Here is a 17758-nt window from a genome sequence, read left to right as displayed (position 1 = left end):
ATTATTCTATTGTTTCGATTCTAAAACCTACTTCTGTGATTCCTTCTAATGCTTGAATTCCTTCAATTTTTCCTGTTTGGCGAACCGCTTGTTGGATTCTTACTTTGTAATCTCCAATGGTATCGAACCTTAAATTCTCTTTATAAAACAATTTACTTTCCTTAATATCAGAAAAACCTTCTCCTAAAAGTGAACCGTCTGGATTGGTCATTTGGTATTGCAAAGTATCTACTTTTGTCAATCCACCTGGGCGTTCCATGGAAACGATAAGGTATAAATTATTAAACTGATATGCTTGATTCGCACGCAAATTGACAAATAAATTATACAATTTTACAGTGTCCTCGTGCTTGAAATCAAATTCAACTATGCTGTCTTTTACCCAAGCATTCCCGACCGATTTGTATTCGTCAAAAACCCGATTTTTATCGCATGAAACGATAGTAATCAGGATAACTAAAAATAGTAAACTACTCTTTAGATTCATTTTTCTTATTCGGAATTATACGGTTATCTGGCTTTGGTTCGTTTGGTTTCGCTTCGATTGGTTTTTTATTTCCTGAAGGCTTTTTATTTTTCGGACGATTATTTGGCTTTTTATCTGATGCAGGTTGTTCCGGATTTTCTGCTGTTGCTTTGATGATTTTTGGTTGACCTTCAGCTGGCTTTATAGCAACATTTCCTGGTTTATTAGGTTTAATAAGATTTGAACCCGCTGGTTTATTTGCTACAATTGCATTTTCAGTTGGTTTTTTCTTTTTAGTAGGACGTTTTTTCTTTTTTGGTTGGTCAAAACGAGTCAAACTTTCCTGACCCATTGCGTTGTTAAAGTCTTTTTCAACCACAGGAGTGTCATCAATCGAATAGTCTTCTAACGATGAAACTTTGTTTTTCAACTTGTTTTCAGCAATAATTTCTTGTACTTGCTCGATTTTTAATACGTGCCAATTTGAAAAATTATTGGTGTAAGCGAACCACATTAAACCTTTAAAAATGTCTTGTTTTTGACAGATTGCATCTCCTTTTTCAGTAACCAAACGCGTTTCAAATTCAGGAAAATCTTTTAAAGCGTCCATGTAAGTGTCCAACTCATAGTTCAAACAACACTTCAATTTACCGCATTGTCCGGCAAGTTTTTGTGGGTTTAAAGATAATTGTTGGTAACGAGCAGCCGAAGTATTTACACTTCTAAAATCTGTTAACCAAGTAGAACAACATAACTCGCGACCACAGGAACCGATTCCTCCCAAACGAGCTGCTTCCTGACGGAAACCTACTTGTTTCATTTCAATTCGAGTACTGAATTCTTTAGCAAAATCCTTGATTAATGCACGGAAATCAATTCTATCGTTTGCCGTGTAATAAAAAGTTGCTTTTGAACCGTCACCTTGAAATTCGATGTCAGAAATTTTCATTTCCAACTTTTGAGCAATTGCTAGTTCACGAGCGCGAACTTTCATAGGCTCTTCTCTATCACGAGCTACAGACCAAATATCGATATCTTTTTGTGAAGCTTTTCGGTAGATTTTAGCGATTTCATTACTTTCCGGATTCACTCCTTTTTTCTTCATCTGAATCCGAACTAATTCGCCTGTTAAGGTAATAATTCCGATGTCGTGTCCTGGTGAAGCCTCTGTAGCAACGATGTCGCCCATACTTAAAGTAAGATTCTCGGTGTTTCTGTAAAACTCTTTTCGACCGTTTTTAAATCGGATTTCAGCACAGTCAAACGGCTTTTCGCCGTTAGGTAAACTCATGTTCGAAAGCCAATCAAAAACCGTCAATTTGTTGCAACTATCTGTGCCGCAATTCCCTTTATTTCCGCAGCCTGCTGGTGCACCACCATCAGACGTTGAACAACTTGTACAAGCCATAATTTTATATAGAATGTTATCTAGGATAACTTAAAATTCGTAAATATATTTGGTCGTAAAGATAGGAAAATTAATTTTGTTGTTTTTACGGGAATTTGCAATGATATTGCCAAAAAAAGTTAAAGCTGTTTTGCGGATGCGAGTTGGGTTTAGTCGGAGTTGAAAAGGTTTGTTTTTGAATTTGTTTTCATAATAAACCCACGGTTGAAACCGTGGGCAATATTTGAAGACAATGATAAATATGATTAATAATCGAGGATTTAATGCTTGTTCAGAAAAGTATTATTTGAAATTTTCCGCTACTTATTATCAGAATATGGGCCACGGTTTTAACCGTGGTAGAAATAGTTATTCTTCTGATAATCCATATATCCGAACATATTCATCAAATTCTTCCTGAAAAGTTTGCTTCAGATGATGTGCTTTTTGATTCTTTATGTATTGAAAAACTTTTTCTACTTGGGACTCACTAACAGAATAAGCCGCGTATCCTGATTGCCAAGCAAATTTATCAAGAATTAAATCATGTCCATTTATTGAATGAGATGAACTTCCTTTTATCTGCTTGATTACATCAGCAATGGATTTGTTTGGATTTAATAGAAACAAAGCGTGAACATGGTCTGGCATTCCGTTGATAATTCTTACCGGACAACCTAAATCAATTAGTTCTTCATAAATATAATCATAGACTTTTTTCTCAATTGAGAAGTCAATTAGTTCAGCTCGTAACTTTGTTGCCCAAATAGCGTGAATCCATATTTTACAGTAAGAGTTTGGCATGTACTTAAATTTAAGGAGATTATAAATTCAAATATAATTAATTTCCATGATATTTTAATGGAAGAGCAAACCTACAACTGAAAAGCAAAGCTTATTGTGTTCGATAATTTAAATAGTATCAGAACATTGGCCACGGTTTTAACCGTGGTGTATCTATATTATATAATAAACCCACGGTTAAAAGGTGAGCTAGATCAATATAATTTTTTTATTAATTAACTCAAAAACCCACGGTTAAAACCGTGGGCTATATTGATATCATTTCATTATGAATTAACCTAAAACCTTAAACAATTTATCAGACAATCGAACTCTAAATGGCACTTCAAACGTTACTTTGTCTCCCACTTTTGCTAATGCAGTTTCTTTTCCTTCAACAAACATTTTTTCTAAAATCAGTTCTTGATTACCAGTAGTTGGTCCTGAAATCATGATTTTATCGCCAACTTTTAGTTCTTGATTTTCAATTATGAAAAGAGCGATTTTTGCTTTTACATAATAATGTTCGGCTTTCGCCAAAAGTACTTTCTTTATTTTTACCTTTTGACGGATATCCGTTTTTGGAGCTGTTGCTAATGGTTTGTCCGAAAGTTCGCCTGAAAGCTTGAATTTCAAGTTCTCTGATTTTCCCTTTCTAAAAACTTTATTGCCAACTTCTTTTCCAGTGCGAAGTTTTACTTGTTCTGCTAAAGGTAAATGAATTATTTCGTGACATTCGGTTGAGCAACAATTTTCCATTGCGGCTTTACATTCATCACATTGAATGAATAATAAATGGCAACCGTCATTGGCACAATTCGTATGATTGTCGCACGGTTTTCCGCATTGGTGGCATTGAGAAACTACGTCGTCGGTAATTCTTTCGCCAAGACGATTATCAAAAACGAAATTCTTTCCGATAAATTTACTTTCTAATCCTTCTTCTTGGATTTGTTTGGCATAATTTATAATTCCGCCTTCAAGTTGGTAAACATTTTTGAAACCTTGGTGTTTGTAGTAAGCCGAAGCTTTTTCGCAACGAATTCCGCCGGTACAATACATTACCAAGTTTTTGGTTTCCTTGAAATCCTTTAGTTGTTCGTTGATAATTGGCAAACTTTCTCTAAACGTTTCCACATCGGGAGTAATTGCATTTTTAAAATGTCCAACTTCGCTTTCATAATGATTTCTAAAATCAACTACAATCGTATTTGGGTCGTCAAGAATTGCATTGAATTCCTTTGCTTTTAAGTGAATTCCTTTTTTAGTAACGTCAAAGGTTTCGTCGTTCAAACCGTCGGCAACAATCTTGTGGCGTACTTTTATTGTAAGTTTCAAAAACGAATGGTCGTCTTGGTCAACGGCAACATTCAGCCTAATATCTTTCATGAAATCGTACTTTTCTAATGTTTCACGAAAAGCATCCATATTTTCGGCAGGAATACTCATTTGAGCGTTGATTCCTTCATGGGCAACGTAAATTCGGCCAAGTGCATCGAGTGCATTCCAGGCTATAAATAGGTTGTCGCGAAATTCTTTTGGGTCTTCAATTTTGGCGTACGCATAGAAAGACAACGTGAGTCGTTGTTTACCGGCTTCATCAATAAGTTCGGCTCTTTCATCGGCGCTTAAGGTGTTGTACAGTTGCATGCTATAAACTTTTTAAGTCGAGAAATTATTTTCGGTGCAAAAATACGGATTATTTTACGGGTTTGAAAATGACAAATGTCATGTGCAATTATTGAATCTAATTTGAAATTATTTTTCGTTCAATTTTAAACTCTCAATAGTGTCAATTCTTACTTGAGCACACAATTCAGGATTCTCATTCAACTCTTTTCCAAAAGATGGAATCATTTTTCTAATCTTTTCTTGAACGTCTAAATCTTCAAAACGTTTTGGAAAACATTTAGAAATTAAATCCAACATAATTGAAACGGAAGAAGAAGCTCCTGGTGAGGCGCCTAAAAGTGCTGCAATTGAACCATCTTTTGAATAGACTATTTCAGTTCCAAACTGCAGTTCGCCCATTCCATTTTCTTTTCTGCCAATGACTTGAACGCGTTGTCCGGCCGTTATTAATTCCCAATCTTTTTTGTTTGCCAAAGGGTAATATTCTTTCAACGCTTCCATTCTTTTGTCGTCCGATTGCACTACTTGTCCGAACAAATATTTGACTAAAGACAAATTCTGAATTCCTGCTGAAATAGACGGAATTAAGTTGGAAAAAGTAACTGATTTTAGTAAATCCCAATAAGAACCTTGCTTTAAAAATTTTGTTGAAAATCCTGCGTAAGGTCCAAATAGCAATTCTCTTTTTCCATCAATTACGCGTGAATCTATATGCGGAACCGACATTGGTGGCGCTCCAACGCTCGCTTTTCCGTAAACTTTGGCTCCGTGTTGCTTTATGATTTCGGGGTTTGTGCATTTTAACCATTGTCCGCTTACGGGAAATCCGCCAATTCCTTCCGCTTCTGCGATGTCCGATTTCTCTAGCAAAAGCAACGCTCCACCTCCTGCTCCAATAAACACAAATTTGCATTTGATATTTTTGTCAATTTTATTTTTTTCATCAGTTACGGAAATATTCCAAGTTCCGTCGTTGTTTCTTTTTAAATCTGAAACATCGTGATTTAATCTTAAATTAATTTGCTGTTTATCTTCTAAATATTCAAATAAGTTTGAAGTTAGTTGGCCAAAATTTACATCGGTTCCGTAATCAATTTTTGTGGCGGCCACTTTTTGAGTTCGGTCACGACCGTTCATGACGAGCGGCATCCATTTTGAAATTTCGTCAAAATCGGTGCTGAATTGAATTCCTTTAAACAAAGGCGATTTTTGCATTGCCAAATAGCGTTGCTCTAAATACTGCACATTTTTTTCGCCCCAAACAAAACTGATATGAGGAACGGGTTGGATAAAATCTTTTGGGTTTGGTAAGATATTTTGTTCTACAAGATGCGACCAAAACTGTTTTGAAACTTCAAAATGTTCCGCAATTGTTACTCCTTTTTTGATGTCAACGGTTCCGTCTGGGTTTTCGGGGTAATAATTTAATTCACAAAAACCGGAATGTCCTGTTCCTGCGTTGTTCCACGGATGTGAACTTTCGGTAGCTACTTTATCTAATTTCTCGAAAATTTCAACGGTTAAATCGGGTCGTAATTTATTGATTAGGGTTCCGAGTGTGGCACTCATTATTCCGCCACCAATTAAAACTACGTCGACTTCCTGGGTTGTTTCTTTTTTCATATTGAATTTGAAATGCAAATATTTACAAGTTTACAAGGTAGAAATTACGGAGAAGTTGGTACTTATTTTATTTCTTATAATTTTTATAAAATTTTTTTGATTAACTCTGACGGAGTTTGGAACTCCGTCAGAGTTGTACGTGTAATTTTGGCGAAAGATTAAAAGAAGCCGAAAGACTTTAAAATAGCCCTAATTGAAGTGGAAATCTTTTTTAATTGCCTCGGGTTTTAACCCGAGGCAATTAAAAAAGATTGTAGCGGAAAGCAGGAAAATGGATTAAAAAATGCCCAAGCGATTTGCTCCTAAACCTTTAAATAAGCTTTAAATAAAAAACCCTCGAAGTGTTTGAAACTCTTCGAGGATTAGTTGTAATTGTGATTTCTGAAATTTTAGCAGTGCTCGTTGTAAGCGTCTTGCAAGTTTTCAGCAATTAGTTCAGCTGGGCGACCTTCGATGTGGTGACGCTCTAACATGTGAACCAATTCGCCGTTTTTGAACAACGCCATACAAGGCGAAGATGGAGGAAAAGGGAACATGTGCTGACGCGCTGCATCAACGGCTTCCTTGTCTACTCCTGCAAAAACAGTGATTAAATTATCTGGTTTTTTAGCTCCTTCGATACTCATTTTTGCTCCCGGACGTGCATTTCTTGCCGCACAACCACAAACAGAATTGATTACTACAAGTGTTGTTCCGTCTGCTTTTAACGCATTATCTACATCTGCAGCAGTGTGTAAATCTTGAAAACCTGCAGTTGTAAGTTCAGCTTGCATTGGTTTTACCATTTCTTCTGGATACATATTTTTATATTTTATATTTGACTTTTACGAATGCCAAAGTTACGAAGATTTTGTGGTGGAAAACAGGTGCAATTCATAAAGATTTGTTATCGTGGAATCGACGGATTACAATCCTACGAAATAGCCTTGAAGTTGGTAAGGATATAGTTCGTAAATTACATTATCCTCGTTTAATTTATAGCCTAATTTGAAATCTTGTTTTGCTTCTTTAAATAATTCGGCAGCTTCTTCCTTCTTTGATAAAAGTGATAAGCAAACTCCTTTGTAAAATTTCACGTCCGAGAAGTTGGGATAAATTTTTAAAGCTTTGTCGAAAACAGCAATTGCTTCATCAAATTTTTTGAGCTCATATTTAGCAATACCAAGATAGAAATAAGCGGTGTGGTGTTCTAATTGTTGTCGATCTCTATAAATTTCATCCACGTATTTTTGCAAGATGGTTTCTGCTTTTTGATATTCATTGAGTTGAAGATAGGAAACAGCGATATAGAAATCATACGTGTGGTCCATTACATATCCGTTTCCGAATTTCTTCTTGCAATCTTCCAAATCTACGATGGCATCTTTGTAAGCTTTGGAGAAAATACATTTCATAAATCCACGGTACGGTTGCCATCTTTCAGGATTGTATTGAACGGCTTTGTTTAAAAATTCCATTCCTACTTCATATTTCCTTACTTTGAAATACGGCATTGCTTTTTGTTGCCATAAGTAAGCGATGGTGCTGTCGATTTTCAAACCTTCGTCTAAACAAGTTTGACGTTCTGACATTTGAATATTATAATTGTATTTTGAAGCACAATTGGTCAGATATTCTTCGATAATTTTTTCTTGTTCTGCGTTTTTACCTTCTTGAGCAAACGAAAGGCTAGTGGAAAATAAGGCGAGTACTAAAACGATTTGTTTCATAATGGAAATTTTGCTAAAGGTAAAAAAGCAGGTCATTTAACTTATCAAAATGAAGAAAAATGATAATGAAATAAATTTTTACGGTTAAAAATTTTTTGCTTTAAAAATTTGAATAGCTTATCAGTACTTAAAATATTCTTTGCCACACCGCTTTTAAAAACGGCATTTTTGGACATTGCCAAATCACTTTTAAGTCTTCCCAAAGTGAAGTTTCTTCGTCCAAAAACTTAAAAATCAATGATGCTTTTGCTTTTCTAAACATTGACGAAAAGATGGTAGAACCAATTTCATTTCGACGAAATAGAATATCAATTAAAAGTAAATCATAGAACCAAAATTTGTTGTCTTTGTGGAATTTTCTGAAGTCGGAATGGTTTTGTAAAAAACGAACGACTTCCTTTGATTTTTTAGTTGTGTTTTTGAAAGTATAACCTGTACTCGCTTTTGTCCAACCTCCGGCAGAACCAATATTTAGGACGTTTTGCGTATTGTGTTTCCAAAAAGGATAACACGTCATTGGGATATTTCCGTGTTCTTCTTCGATGATTTCATATTCGGTTATGCCTAAATTTTTGATATAATCTACAATTCCGGTTTCGTATTCTTCTTTCTTCAGCAAATCTGGAGAGAATAAAGTATACTCTAATAAAGCTTCCGTTTTTGAAGTTGGCAAAACATACATAAAACGAGTCGTGTCTTTTTGATTTATTGAAAAATCCATGAAAGTTGCCGTTTCAGGAGTGAAAATCGGATTTTTAGTTTTTATAAACCAACCTATAAAATGCTGTTGAACTAAAGGATATTTCGTTTGCGATGCAACTGGATTAGGATTATAAAGACTGTTGAATAATTTTTCACCATAATAAGTGCCGAGATTTGTTTCAACCGCAATACCTTCATTGGTTTCTGAATAATTCGAAATTCTTGCTTCAATAAATGCTACATTTGGTTGTTGACTTAGTAATTCAAATATTTTATTGTAGAAATCAACACCGCGAATGGACTTGTAAACATAAGGTTGTAAGTCTAATTTTCGAGAAAAGCGATTGCTTTTGAAAAAGGCAGTTTGATATTTTTGGATAACGATTGAATCAAATTCGCCCCCTTCTTTTTCCCAAAAACTCCATGTTCGGTCGTTGGTTTTTTTTGAATTAGCATCGATTAAAAGAATTTTTTGTTCGGAAAATAATCCTGATTGAATCATTTCATAAACCGTCATTAACGACGACAATCCCGCTCCAGCAAAAATAAAGGTGTACTTCTCCATGAAATTATTTATCCATGTAAAAGTACACCTATTGAACTAAAAATCAAATTAAACAACTCTTAACTAACCGCGACTGATCTTTAATCCGAAGAAAATTGTTCGTGGTAATGACGGACCGTAAACATAATTACTGTCGCGATTTTTACCTATATCAAAATCAGACTGATACTGGTTCAACATATTTTTTAAGCCGCCATAAATTTCAAAATTCATGTCATATTTCTTGCTTGGAATGTTGTACACAATTTTACTATTCACTTCTGAAAATGTTTTGGTATTCACAAATTCATCTGTTGTTTGGTTTATCGCGCCAGCAAAATGCGCTATTTTCATCGTACCTGTAAACACATAATTCAAGTTTAGTTTTAATCGTTCTGAAGCATTTATCGTCAAGTTAGCAAAGCCATATTCATCAGGTGTTCTTAAGAAATCACTTGTTGGCGCTACGCCATCAATATGTTTTACTGCAGTTTCAAAACGACTTGTTTGAAATGTAAAACCCGTTTCTAATTGTACTTTTTTATTGTAATTCGCACGAAGTTCTAAAGTAACTCCTTGGACAGTTGCTCCATCACCATTTTGCTTTTCGAAAATTTGGCCAAATTCGTCTTCGCCAATATTTTCCAAAATAAATGCGTCATTCAAATGCGTATAAAATCCTTCTAATGTAAATCCTGCGATGAATTTCTCTGTTGCTTTATCATAATTTACAGAAGCACTCCAACTTTTAGAACGTTCTTCGATTAAATTTGGATCATAAACCACTCTAGAAACGCCACCTCCAGCAAATGCAATGTGCAAATCCGTGTCAAAAGCTTGTGGTGCACGGAAACCCGTTCCGTAACTGACTCTAAATTGAGTTGACTCTTTTAATTTATAAAGCATCGCCAATCTCGGACTAAAAACTACTTCATCGACTAAATTATGAACATCCATTCTTACTCCTGAAAGCAAATTTAAACTGGGAAGAATTTCCCAATCACTTTGTAAAAATGAACCCCAATCCTTTGTGTGTTGGTCAATTTCGTAATTATACGAACGGATCTCATCAAAAACTTTATCTGAAATATATTCCGAACCTACAGTGAAAACATTCGTTCCCTTTAAGAAATGATCTACTCTGTAGTTAAATTGCAAACCACCTTGTACCGTTTGCGTATCGGAAACACCATAAGGCGGATTTTCAAGATGATTTTGCAATTCAGGTTCTGTGTCTGGAATTATTCCTGTATAATGGGTTCTGTCGGTATTTTGCCAAGCGGCATAAGTAATTAATGAAGATTTATCATCATTGAAATTGATTTGGTAATCCAAACTTCCCAACCAAATTTTGTGTTTGCGTTCTTCCGATTGTTGCGTTAAGTAGGCAGGTTTATCCACCATTTCACCACCAAATCGGTATTCGTTTAAGTTACTCAAACTAATTTCTAGTTTTTGATTGTCAGTTGGTTTGAAGAATAAATTCGCTCCAACAGAATTGTTTTCGATATAAGGAATTTCAGAAAAATTGTCTCCATTTGCGTCGTAAAAATCACGTTCTCTGTGTGTCATGAAAAGCGAAACGCCTGCATCACGATTTTTCGAAATGAAAGAAGCATTCCCATTAAGCATGTAATCACTGCTTTTTCCGTCTAAACTTTGGTAAAAAGAATTTAATTCGAATGAATCTCTTGTTGGAATTTTTGTAATTACATTCACCGTTCCTCCAATCGCACTTGAACCGTAAAGCGAAGAACCGCCACCACGAACTACTTCAATTCGGTCAATCATATTAACCGGAAGTTGTTCCATTCCGTACAACCCCATTAATGGACTGAAAATTGGTCGGCCGTTAATTAATATTTGAGAATAACCTCCAGCCAAACCATTCATTCGCAATTGTTGGTAATTACACGTTTGGCAATCCGTTTCTACTCGAAGTCCAGGTTGGAATTTCAATCCTTCAGACAAGTTGCAAACTTGTAAATTTTCTAAGGTCTTACTGTCTAAAACGTTAACGATAACTGAGCTGTTCGTTTTTCTTTTAAAGGTTTTAGTGCCTGTAACGACGACTTCTTGCAAATCGTTTTGAAAATTTGTCAAATCAAAATTCAAGGTGTAGGTTGGTTTGCCGCCAACTATAATATTCTTCTTTGCCGAATGATAAGCGACTCCAGAAACGATAATTTCGTACTTTCCGTTTGCCAAATTGCTAAATTGATAATATCCTTTTGTACTACTTGTGGTCACTTTCTGACCGTCGTTTAAAGTGATTATTACCGCTTCAACGGTTTTGTTTTGGGAAGTAATAGTTCCGGAAATGATTTTGTCTTGGGCAAAACCAAATATGGAAAAGAGAAATAGAAAAGCATTAAGTAATATTTTCATCATTGCTAAATTAAAATTTAGGCAAATCTAAAAAATATTTTAAGAATAACAATTTTTTGCTGTTTTATTTTTTAATTTTACGAAATACAGTTGCATTCATTTCAAAATAAAATTTTAGAAACAGACAATTTAAACGTTAATAGCACTTGACTTAGATTCTATTATCAATAGCAAAACTTCCATAAATCAACTGGATTAAACCTTCAGATTTTATACCTTTGTTTTTCAGATTTCTTACTATACTAAATTCTCGGACTGAAAAAAAAGTAGTAAGAGAATTACACTTTAATTTCAACTGAATTTAAAATCATACTATTAGCGTATTAAAAGCTACTTTAAAATTATCTATACGGAATGAAAAATAAATTTTACGCTTACATCCAAAATCTACAGGACCAAATTTGTCAAGGATTAGAAGAAATGGACGGTCAAGCCAAATTTCGCGAAGACATTTGGGAACGACCTGAAGGCGGAGGCGGAAGAACACGAGTTATTGAAAACGGATCTGTTTTTGAAAAAGGAGGAGTAAATATTTCCGCAGTTCATGGAAAATTACCTGATTCCATGCAAAAACTATTCAATGTTGGCGAAGCTGATTTTTTTGCTTGTGGATTGAGTTTAGTTATTCATCCAAAAAGCCCGATGGTTCCAACTGTTCATGCGAACTGGCGTTATTTTGAAATGTACGACGATAATGGAAACGTTATTAATTCGTGGTTTGGTGGCGGACAAGATTTAACGCCTTATTATTTGTTCGAAGAAGATGCATCTCATTTTCATCAGACTTGTAAAACAGCTTGCGATAAACACAATCCCGAATTTTATCTCAAATATAAAAAGCAATGCGACGCCTATTTCTGGAATGCACATCGCCACGAAGCACGAGGAATTGGTGGATTATTCTTTGATTATTGCAAAGAAACCGAAGACATGAAAATGGAAGCTTGGTTCAACTTTGTTTCTGAAGTTGGAAATAGTTTCCTACAAGCCTATCTTCCAATTGTAGCGAAAAGAAAGGACTTACAATATACTTCTGAACAAAAAACGTGGCAAGAAATTCGCCGTGGCCGTTATGTAGAATTTAATTTGGTGCACGATAAAGGAACCCTTTTTGGACTCAGAACCAATGGTAGAATCGAAAGTATTTTGATGAGTTTACCACCACATGTTCAGTGGGTTTATGATCATCATCCTGAAAAAAACAGCAAAGAAGAAAAATTAATTCAAGTATTAGAAAATCCAATTGAGTGGGTTTAAATCAAGATATTAAAAAATAATAGTAAACCATTAAGATATTAAGATTCATTAAGCGAACTACTTAATTTTACAATGGTTAAAATCAATTACAATCAAAATAAATAATTAAAAAGTTAAGTTTAATAAAGTAACTTTCTTAATTTTTCTTAATTTATTAAAGGTTCAAAAAAATAAAATTATGTTCCCAACACACCGCGGTAGAAGATTACGAGTTAACGAATCCATTAGAAGTTTAGTTCGTGAAACGAGTTTGAGTCCAAGCGACTTTATGTTTCCAATGTTCATCGCTGAAGGCGAAAATTATAAAAAAGAGATTCCTTCGATGCCGGGCATTTTTCGTCGATCAATAGATTTGACGGTTACAGAAGTACAAGAACTTTTCGAACTTGGCATTCGTGCCGTAAACATTTACGTAAAAGTCAGCGAAGATTTAAAAGACAACACCGGAAAAGAAGCTTGGAACGAGAACGGTTTAATGCAAAAAGCGATTCGTGAAATCAAAAAAGCATGTCCAGAAATGATCGTAATGCCAGACGTTGCTTTAGATCCTTATTCCATTTATGGACACGACGGAATTATTGCAAACGGCGATATTGCTAACGACGAGACGAACGACGCTTTGGTAAAAATGGCGGTTTCCCATGCTCAAGCTGGAGCTGATTTTGTGGCGCCAAGCGACATGATGGACGGTCGGATTTTGCGATTGCGTCAAGGTTTAGACGAAGCCGGATTTCCACACGTAGGAATTATGAGCTATTCTGCAAAGTATGCTTCCGCGTTTTACGGTCCGTTTCGTGATGCTTTAGATTCAGCTCCCGTTGACAATCAAGAAATTCCCAAAGACAAGAAAACATATCAAATGGACTATGCAAACCGACTTGAAGCCATAAAAGAAGCACTTTGGGATGTGGAAGAAGGTGCAGATATGGTTATGGTAAAACCCGGAATTGCCTATCTTGACATCGTTCGAGAAGTAAAAAATGCCGTGAATGTTCCCGTAACTGTTTTCCATGTTTCCGGCGAATATGCAATGGTTAAAGCCGCTGCCGAAAGAGGTTGGCTTGACCACGACAAGATTATGATGGAACAATTGATGTGCATCAAAAGAGCAGGTGCTAGTTTAATCTCCACGTATTTTGCAAAAGAAGCAGCCATTTATTTAAAGAATAATAAATAGGAGCGAATGGCTTGGGCTATTTCAGGTTTCCATTTTCCCGTCTTCATTCCTTCCCGTCCGAAAAAGGTCGGGATTCCCTTCAACCGGGGCTATGCAATTATTCTTATTAACTTTTGCCACCGATTGTAAAATCAAGAAAACAAATAGTAAAAAATGCACACCGTTTACATCAAAACGCCTCTCGGAACAGCCGAAATTACCGGCGATGTAAACGGTGTGTTTTCAATTACAATTTTAAATATTCCAAAAGCGTTTTCTCTAAATATTCCAAAATGCCTCCAACTTCCCGTTCGCGAACTGAATGAATATTTTAATGCAACAAGAACTGATTTTACGTTTCCGTTAATACCGCAAGGAACTGAATTTCAAAAAAGAGTATGGCAAGAACTTCGTGCTATTCCTTTTGGGAAAACCATTTCCTATATGGATTTAGCAAAAAAGCTAGGCGATCCTAAAGTCATTCGTGCCGCTGCTTCAGCAAACGGAAAAAACCCACTATGGATTGTAATTCCGTGTCACCGCGTTATTGGAAGTGATGGTTCATTGACCGGTTACGCAGGAGGATTGTGGCGCAAAAAATGGCTTTTAGAACACGAAAATCCTTCCACACAACACGTATTGTTTTAAAATTTCACAGAAATAATTACAACAATAAAAATAAAATTCTTGCCTCAATTAGACTTTGGAGGATTTACTTCTTCGTTTGTGTGACTAAAAAAACACCAGAAAAAATCAGAATTGCAGCGCCAATTTTGACTAAATTCAGTTCGTCTTTTCCCAAACCGATGGCAAAAATTGTAGCGAAAACAGGTTGCAGGTAAATGAAAACGGCTACCGTTGTGGGTTTTAATTCTTTCATTGAAAGTAAATTCAATAAATAGGTCAAGAAGGTCGAAATAACTACTATGAAAACGATTTTCCAAGCGATATCTAATGGAATTGCGCTAAATGCTACGGCTTGTAATTCGGTATAACCAAAGGGTAAAACCATGAGGAATCCAAATAAATAAATCCATTTCACGAAAGTGAACGCGCTGTATTTATCCATTAATTTCTTGACTACAATGAGGTAAAAACCATAGGAAACTGCGTTCGCAAACACGAGTAGATTTCCTAGATTTGCGTTGGATGCGTTGCCAACAGATTTTCCGTAAAGAATAAGAAATGCGGTTCCAACCAACCCTAAAACGATTCCGAAAACTTTTCGTTTGAGCATTCGTTCCTTCATAATGATGGCGGAAAGAATGAGCACGATTATGGGTGTCGAGACCATTAAAACCGCTGCCGAAATAGGAGAAGTCAAACTCAATCCTTTGAAAAATGTAAGCATATTAAAGGCAACACCAAAAAATGCGGCGGCAATAATTCGCGGAAAATCTTTTCTGTCAATTTTTTCTTTGGGAACAAAAAGCCAGATTAACCAAAATAAAATTACCGAACCTCCAACGCGTAAAACGATGAATCCGTAGGGTAAAATGTAGAGAGGCATGACGTCTTTGGCAATTGTAAAAGTCACTCCGTAAATAATCGAAACGAGTGTCGCTGCGATTAAAGCTAAATATCTTTTAGACATTACTGCTTGAGTGCTTGTGTAACGGCATGAATGTTAGGCTGGCTATTTCCCGCATATACTTTCCCTTTTATGATAAAAACGGGACGACTCAAAAAGGTATAATGTTCGAGTAAGTACTTTTTATAATCCGCCTCGGTAAGATTTTTATTTTTCAAATCCATCGATTTGTACAACTGTGCTTTTTTGCTGAAAAGCGCTTCGTAACTTCCGGTCATTTGGTATAATTCTTCCAATTGTTCTGGCGTAATCGGGTCTTGACGAATGTCTTGAAACTCCATTTCAATTGGTTTAGGAAGATTTTTGATAATTTTCCGACAAGTGTCGCAAGAAGCGAGGTAGTATATTTTGTCCATGAGTTGAATTAAAGTGCAAAGAAAATTCTTTTGCTGCAGCAAAAGAAGATTTTTAGTAAATAGTTGACATTATTTTACTTTCAAATACGGCTCAAGTTCAGCAAAGGTCAATTGGATTTCCTTTGGGCCATCAGCATAAGATGCTGCTTCGTAAGAATTATAGTATAAAAAAAGTCCTTTTTCGTTGAAAATCAGCGTCATTGGCAATGCAAACTTTTCGTTTTCAAACATTAAACCTGTTGAGTTTATGGCGGCGTTTTCCGGGATTTTATAAGCGGTTCGAAACTTTTGTTCTGCAAATTTTGTAAACGCATTTAAATCGTTAAATAATTCTGCGTTTGTAATTATTTTTCCTGTACTAGGATTAAAAATTAAGGAACGAATTCCTTGGTAACCGTGAGCTCCACCGGTAAAGGTATAATGGTCGATTTTAATATTTAAGACATTTTCAGTTTCGTAAACGACTGAACCTTCCACTTTTCCTTCCCAACCAAAAGTGTCTTCCGGGAATTCCGTTTTCAATTCATCATAAGACGAAATAAACGACTGTAATAATCCTTGGTAATCTTTTGATGTATATGGTTTTTCACCAAAATAAATGATTTCTTTTACTACTGCGAAAACTCTTTTGTTAATGCTGTCTGCCACTATTGGAATGTTTTTAGCAACGGGAACTTTAACTTCAACAATTGGACAATTGTCGCTGCAAGGCAAAGTAGATTTTTCGGTATAGGTTTCGGTGGTAAATTCAAGTTGTTTGTCTTTTTCACAACTGATTAAAACAACGGCAAAGGCGAATAATGATAGGATTTTTTTCATAGCAAGCATTAATTGTAGAGCATTATTTTTTTAGGAAACTCTCGAGATTTTTATAGATATTAAAATTAGCATTTATGAGAACCCATTGTTCAAAATAAAATGTTAATTGATGCAAAGGTAAGTACATCTAATTGGGATAAGGTTATAATTAAAAGTAAATTTGTTTTAAACATTTAGTCTTTCAAAAATGAAATTTAATACGAAAGTAATCCATGGCGGTCAAAAGCCGGACCCATCAACTGGAGCAGTAATGACGCCGATTTATCAAACATCTACTTACGCTCAAATCAGTCCTGGTCAACCTATGCATTCCGATTATGAATATGCTCGAGCGACAAATCCTACACGAACAGCTTTAGAACATGCATTAGCAAGTATTGAAAATGGAGCACGAGGCTTGGCTTTTTCATCCGGTTTAGCGGCAACCGATTGCTTGATTCGGATGTTTAAATCGGGCGATGAAATCATCACAATGAACGATTTGTATGGTGGAACGTACCGTATGTTTACCAAGATCTTTAAGGATTCTGGGATCAAATTTCACTTCGTAGATATGAATGATTTGGAGATATTCGAATCATTAATTAATGAAAACACGAAGTTGGTTTGGGTGGAAACGCCTACCAATCCTTTGATGAAATTAGTGGATATTGCTGCGATTGCTGAAATCACTACTAAACATAAATTGCTTTTTGCTGTTGACAACACATTTGCAACGCCTTATTTACAGAAACCATTGGATTTAGGTGCTGATATTGTGATGCATTCGGCGACAAAATATTTGGGTGGACATTCTGATTTGATTGCAGGTGCATTAGTAACAAAAGATGCGGAACTTGGAAAGAAACTACACTTTCAACAATTTGCCACTGGTGCTATTTTAGGTCCAATGGATAGTTTTTTAGTTTTAAGAGGAATTAAAACCTTGCATTTGCGGATGCAAAGACATTGCGAAAACGGTCAGAAAGTTGCTGAATTTTTGGAAAATAATTCGAAAGTCAAAAATGTTTATTATCCAGGATTACCTTCTCATCCTTCCCATGAATTAGCTAAAAAACAAATGAAAGATTTCGGCGGAATGGTTTCTTTTAATTTCAAATCAGGAGAAATGGAAGATGCGATTTCGTTTTTAGAAAAAATAAAAATATTCACTTTAGCTGAATCTTTAGGTGGCGTTGAATCTTTGGCAAATCACCCAATTAATATGTCGCATGCTTCAGTTCCTGTTGACAAACGGTTGGAAGTTGGCATAACAGATGATTTAATTCGGTTGAGCGTTGGTATTGAAGATATTGACGATTTGCTTGACGATTTAGAGCAGGCTTTGGTTTAAGTAGCTGAATAT

General features: G+C 35.5%; 16 protein-coding genes. 4 read left to right on the top strand and 12 right to left on the bottom strand.

The genetic code is table 11. The annotated features are described in order from the left end of the window. Position 1: 1 nt before the first annotated feature. The 9 genes from YWA_RS0106190 to YWA_RS0106145 all read right to left on the bottom strand — a co-directional run bounded on the left by YWA_RS0106190 (position 2) and on the right by YWA_RS0106145 (position 11237). Positions 2–487 carry a gliding motility lipoprotein GldH gene (locus YWA_RS0106190; protein WP_022827630.1) on the bottom strand — a complete coding sequence of 162 codons (486 nt, stop codon included), beginning with the start codon at positions 485–487 and terminating at the stop codon, positions 2–4. Further along, positions 471–1874 (bottom strand): PSP1 domain-containing protein, encoded by a 1404-nt coding sequence (locus YWA_RS0106185; RefSeq protein WP_022827629.1) that lies wholly within the window; start codon positions 1872–1874, stop codon positions 471–473. Before YWA_RS0106185 ends, YWA_RS0106190 begins: the two co-directional genes overlap by 17 nt. A gap of 348 nt (positions 1875–2222) precedes the next feature. Then, a complete protein-coding gene (gene tnpA, locus YWA_RS0106180; protein ID WP_022827628.1) occupies positions 2223–2657 on the bottom strand; it encodes an IS200/IS605 family transposase in 435 nt (144 codons plus the stop codon). A gap of 273 nt (positions 2658–2930) precedes the next feature. Beyond that, complete coding sequence (trhO, locus tag YWA_RS0106175) at positions 2931–4286, bottom strand: oxygen-dependent tRNA uridine(34) hydroxylase TrhO (protein ID WP_022827627.1); 1356 nt, start codon at positions 4284–4286, stop codon at positions 2931–2933. 108 nt (positions 4287–4394) lie between these two features. Then, complete coding sequence (mqo, locus tag YWA_RS0106170; RefSeq protein WP_022827626.1) at positions 4395–5891, bottom strand: malate dehydrogenase (quinone); 1497 nt, start codon at positions 5889–5891, stop codon at positions 4395–4397. 389 nt (positions 5892–6280) lie between these two features. Next, positions 6281–6691, bottom strand: coding sequence for a BrxA/BrxB family bacilliredoxin (locus YWA_RS0106160; RefSeq protein WP_022827624.1), 411 nt, complete (start codon positions 6689–6691; stop codon positions 6281–6283). A gap of 105 nt (positions 6692–6796) precedes the next feature. Continuing rightward, a complete protein-coding gene (locus tag YWA_RS0106155; RefSeq protein WP_022827623.1) occupies positions 6797–7600 on the bottom strand; it encodes a tetratricopeptide repeat protein in 804 nt (267 codons plus the stop codon). Positions 7601–7727: 127 nt separating this feature from the next. After that, positions 7728–8867, bottom strand: coding sequence for a lycopene cyclase family protein (locus tag YWA_RS0106150; RefSeq protein WP_022827622.1), 1140 nt, complete (start codon positions 8865–8867; stop codon positions 7728–7730). 63 nt (positions 8868–8930) lie between these two features. Beyond that, on the bottom strand, positions 8931–11237 hold the full coding sequence (locus tag YWA_RS0106145) for a TonB-dependent receptor (protein WP_026718623.1): 2307 nt from the start codon (positions 11235–11237) through the stop codon (positions 8931–8933). 351 nt (positions 11238–11588) lie between these two features. On the opposite strand from YWA_RS0106145, the gene hemF reads away from it, so the two are divergent. The 3 genes from hemF (at position 11589) to YWA_RS0106130 (ending at position 14295) form a co-directional block, all read left to right on the top strand. After that, positions 11589–12491, top strand: coding sequence for an oxygen-dependent coproporphyrinogen oxidase (gene hemF, locus YWA_RS0106140; RefSeq protein WP_022827620.1), 903 nt, complete (start codon positions 11589–11591; stop codon positions 12489–12491). 178 nt (positions 12492–12669) lie between these two features. Then, entirely contained in the window at positions 12670–13668 is a 999-nt protein-coding gene (hemB, locus tag YWA_RS0106135) for a porphobilinogen synthase (RefSeq protein ID WP_022827619.1), read from the top strand. Positions 13669–13821: 153 nt separating this feature from the next. Continuing rightward, positions 13822–14295 (top strand): methylated-DNA--[protein]-cysteine S-methyltransferase, encoded by a 474-nt coding sequence (locus YWA_RS0106130; protein ID WP_022827618.1) that lies wholly within the window; start codon positions 13822–13824, stop codon positions 14293–14295. Between the two features lie 64 nt (positions 14296–14359). On the opposite strand, the gene YWA_RS0106125 is transcribed toward YWA_RS0106130, so the two are convergent. The 3 genes from YWA_RS0106125 to YWA_RS0106115 all read right to left on the bottom strand — a co-directional run bounded on the left by YWA_RS0106125 (position 14360) and on the right by YWA_RS0106115 (position 16413). Beyond that, positions 14360–15241 (bottom strand): DMT family transporter, encoded by an 882-nt coding sequence (locus YWA_RS0106125; RefSeq protein WP_022827617.1) that lies wholly within the window; start codon positions 15239–15241, stop codon positions 14360–14362. Then, positions 15241–15594, bottom strand: a complete 354-nt coding sequence (locus YWA_RS0106120) for an arsenate reductase family protein (RefSeq protein WP_022827616.1) — start codon at positions 15592–15594, stop codon at positions 15241–15243. The genes YWA_RS0106125 and YWA_RS0106120 overlap by 1 nt, the downstream gene beginning before the upstream one ends. Positions 15595–15663: 69 nt before the next feature. Beyond that, the gene (locus tag YWA_RS0106115; protein WP_026718622.1) at positions 15664–16413 is read right to left on the bottom strand and encodes a DUF3298 and DUF4163 domain-containing protein; all 750 of its coding nucleotides are present in this window, start codon (positions 16411–16413) and stop codon (positions 15664–15666) included. 187 nt (positions 16414–16600) lie between these two features. On the opposite strand from YWA_RS0106115, the gene YWA_RS0106110 reads away from it, so the two are divergent. Further along, positions 16601–17746 (top strand): cystathionine gamma-synthase, encoded by a 1146-nt coding sequence (locus tag YWA_RS0106110; RefSeq protein WP_022827614.1) that lies wholly within the window; start codon positions 16601–16603, stop codon positions 17744–17746. Positions 17747–17758 lie beyond the last annotated feature (12 nt).

Source organism: Flavobacterium antarcticum DSM 19726 (assembly GCF_000419685.1).
In the GTDB taxonomy this organism is placed as follows: Bacteria; Bacteroidota; Bacteroidia; order Flavobacteriales; family Flavobacteriaceae; genus Flavobacterium; species Flavobacterium antarcticum.
Note: the sequence above shows the minus strand (reverse complement) of the source record. Positions and strands in the feature narration are given on the sequence as shown.

What these genes read in the sequence shown, in the direction of transcription:
- YWA_RS0106110 (WP_022827614.1), top strand. Translation starts at nt 16,601, where the DNA reads ATGAAATTTAATACGAAAGTAATCCATGGCGGTCAAAAGCCGGACCCA.
- YWA_RS0106130 (WP_022827618.1), top strand. Translation starts at nt 13,822, where the DNA reads ATGCACACCGTTTACATCAAAACGCCTCTCGGAACAGCCGAAATTACC.
- trhO (WP_022827627.1), bottom strand. Translation starts at nt 4,286, where the DNA reads ATGCAACTGTACAACACCTTAAGCGCCGATGAAAGAGCCGAACTTATT.
- YWA_RS0106185 (WP_022827629.1), bottom strand. Translation starts at nt 1,874, where the DNA reads ATGGCTTGTACAAGTTGTTCAACGTCTGATGGTGGTGCACCAGCAGGC.
- YWA_RS0106150 (WP_022827622.1), bottom strand. Translation starts at nt 8,867, where the DNA reads ATGGAGAAGTACACCTTTATTTTTGCTGGAGCGGGATTGTCGTCGTTA.
- YWA_RS0106145 (WP_026718623.1), bottom strand. Translation starts at nt 11,237, where the DNA reads ATGATGAAAATATTACTTAATGCTTTTCTATTTCTCTTTTCCATATTT.
- hemB (WP_022827619.1), top strand. Translation starts at nt 12,670, where the DNA reads ATGTTCCCAACACACCGCGGTAGAAGATTACGAGTTAACGAATCCATT.
- YWA_RS0106125 (WP_022827617.1), bottom strand. Translation starts at nt 15,241, where the DNA reads ATGTCTAAAAGATATTTAGCTTTAATCGCAGCGACACTCGTTTCGATT.
- YWA_RS0106155 (WP_022827623.1), bottom strand. Translation starts at nt 7,600, where the DNA reads ATGAAACAAATCGTTTTAGTACTCGCCTTATTTTCCACTAGCCTTTCG.
- tnpA (WP_022827628.1), bottom strand. Translation starts at nt 2,657, where the DNA reads ATGCCAAACTCTTACTGTAAAATATGGATTCACGCTATTTGGGCAACA.
- YWA_RS0106115 (WP_026718622.1), bottom strand. Translation starts at nt 16,413, where the DNA reads ATGAAAAAAATCCTATCATTATTCGCCTTTGCCGTTGTTTTAATCAGT.
- YWA_RS0106120 (WP_022827616.1), bottom strand. Translation starts at nt 15,594, where the DNA reads ATGGACAAAATATACTACCTCGCTTCTTGCGACACTTGTCGGAAAATT.
- YWA_RS0106190 (WP_022827630.1), bottom strand. Translation starts at nt 487, where the DNA reads ATGAATCTAAAGAGTAGTTTACTATTTTTAGTTATCCTGATTACTATC.
- YWA_RS0106160 (WP_022827624.1), bottom strand. Translation starts at nt 6,691, where the DNA reads ATGTATCCAGAAGAAATGGTAAAACCAATGCAAGCTGAACTTACAACT.
- hemF (WP_022827620.1), top strand. Translation starts at nt 11,589, where the DNA reads ATGAAAAATAAATTTTACGCTTACATCCAAAATCTACAGGACCAAATT.
- mqo (WP_022827626.1), bottom strand. Translation starts at nt 5,891, where the DNA reads ATGAAAAAAGAAACAACCCAGGAAGTCGACGTAGTTTTAATTGGTGGC.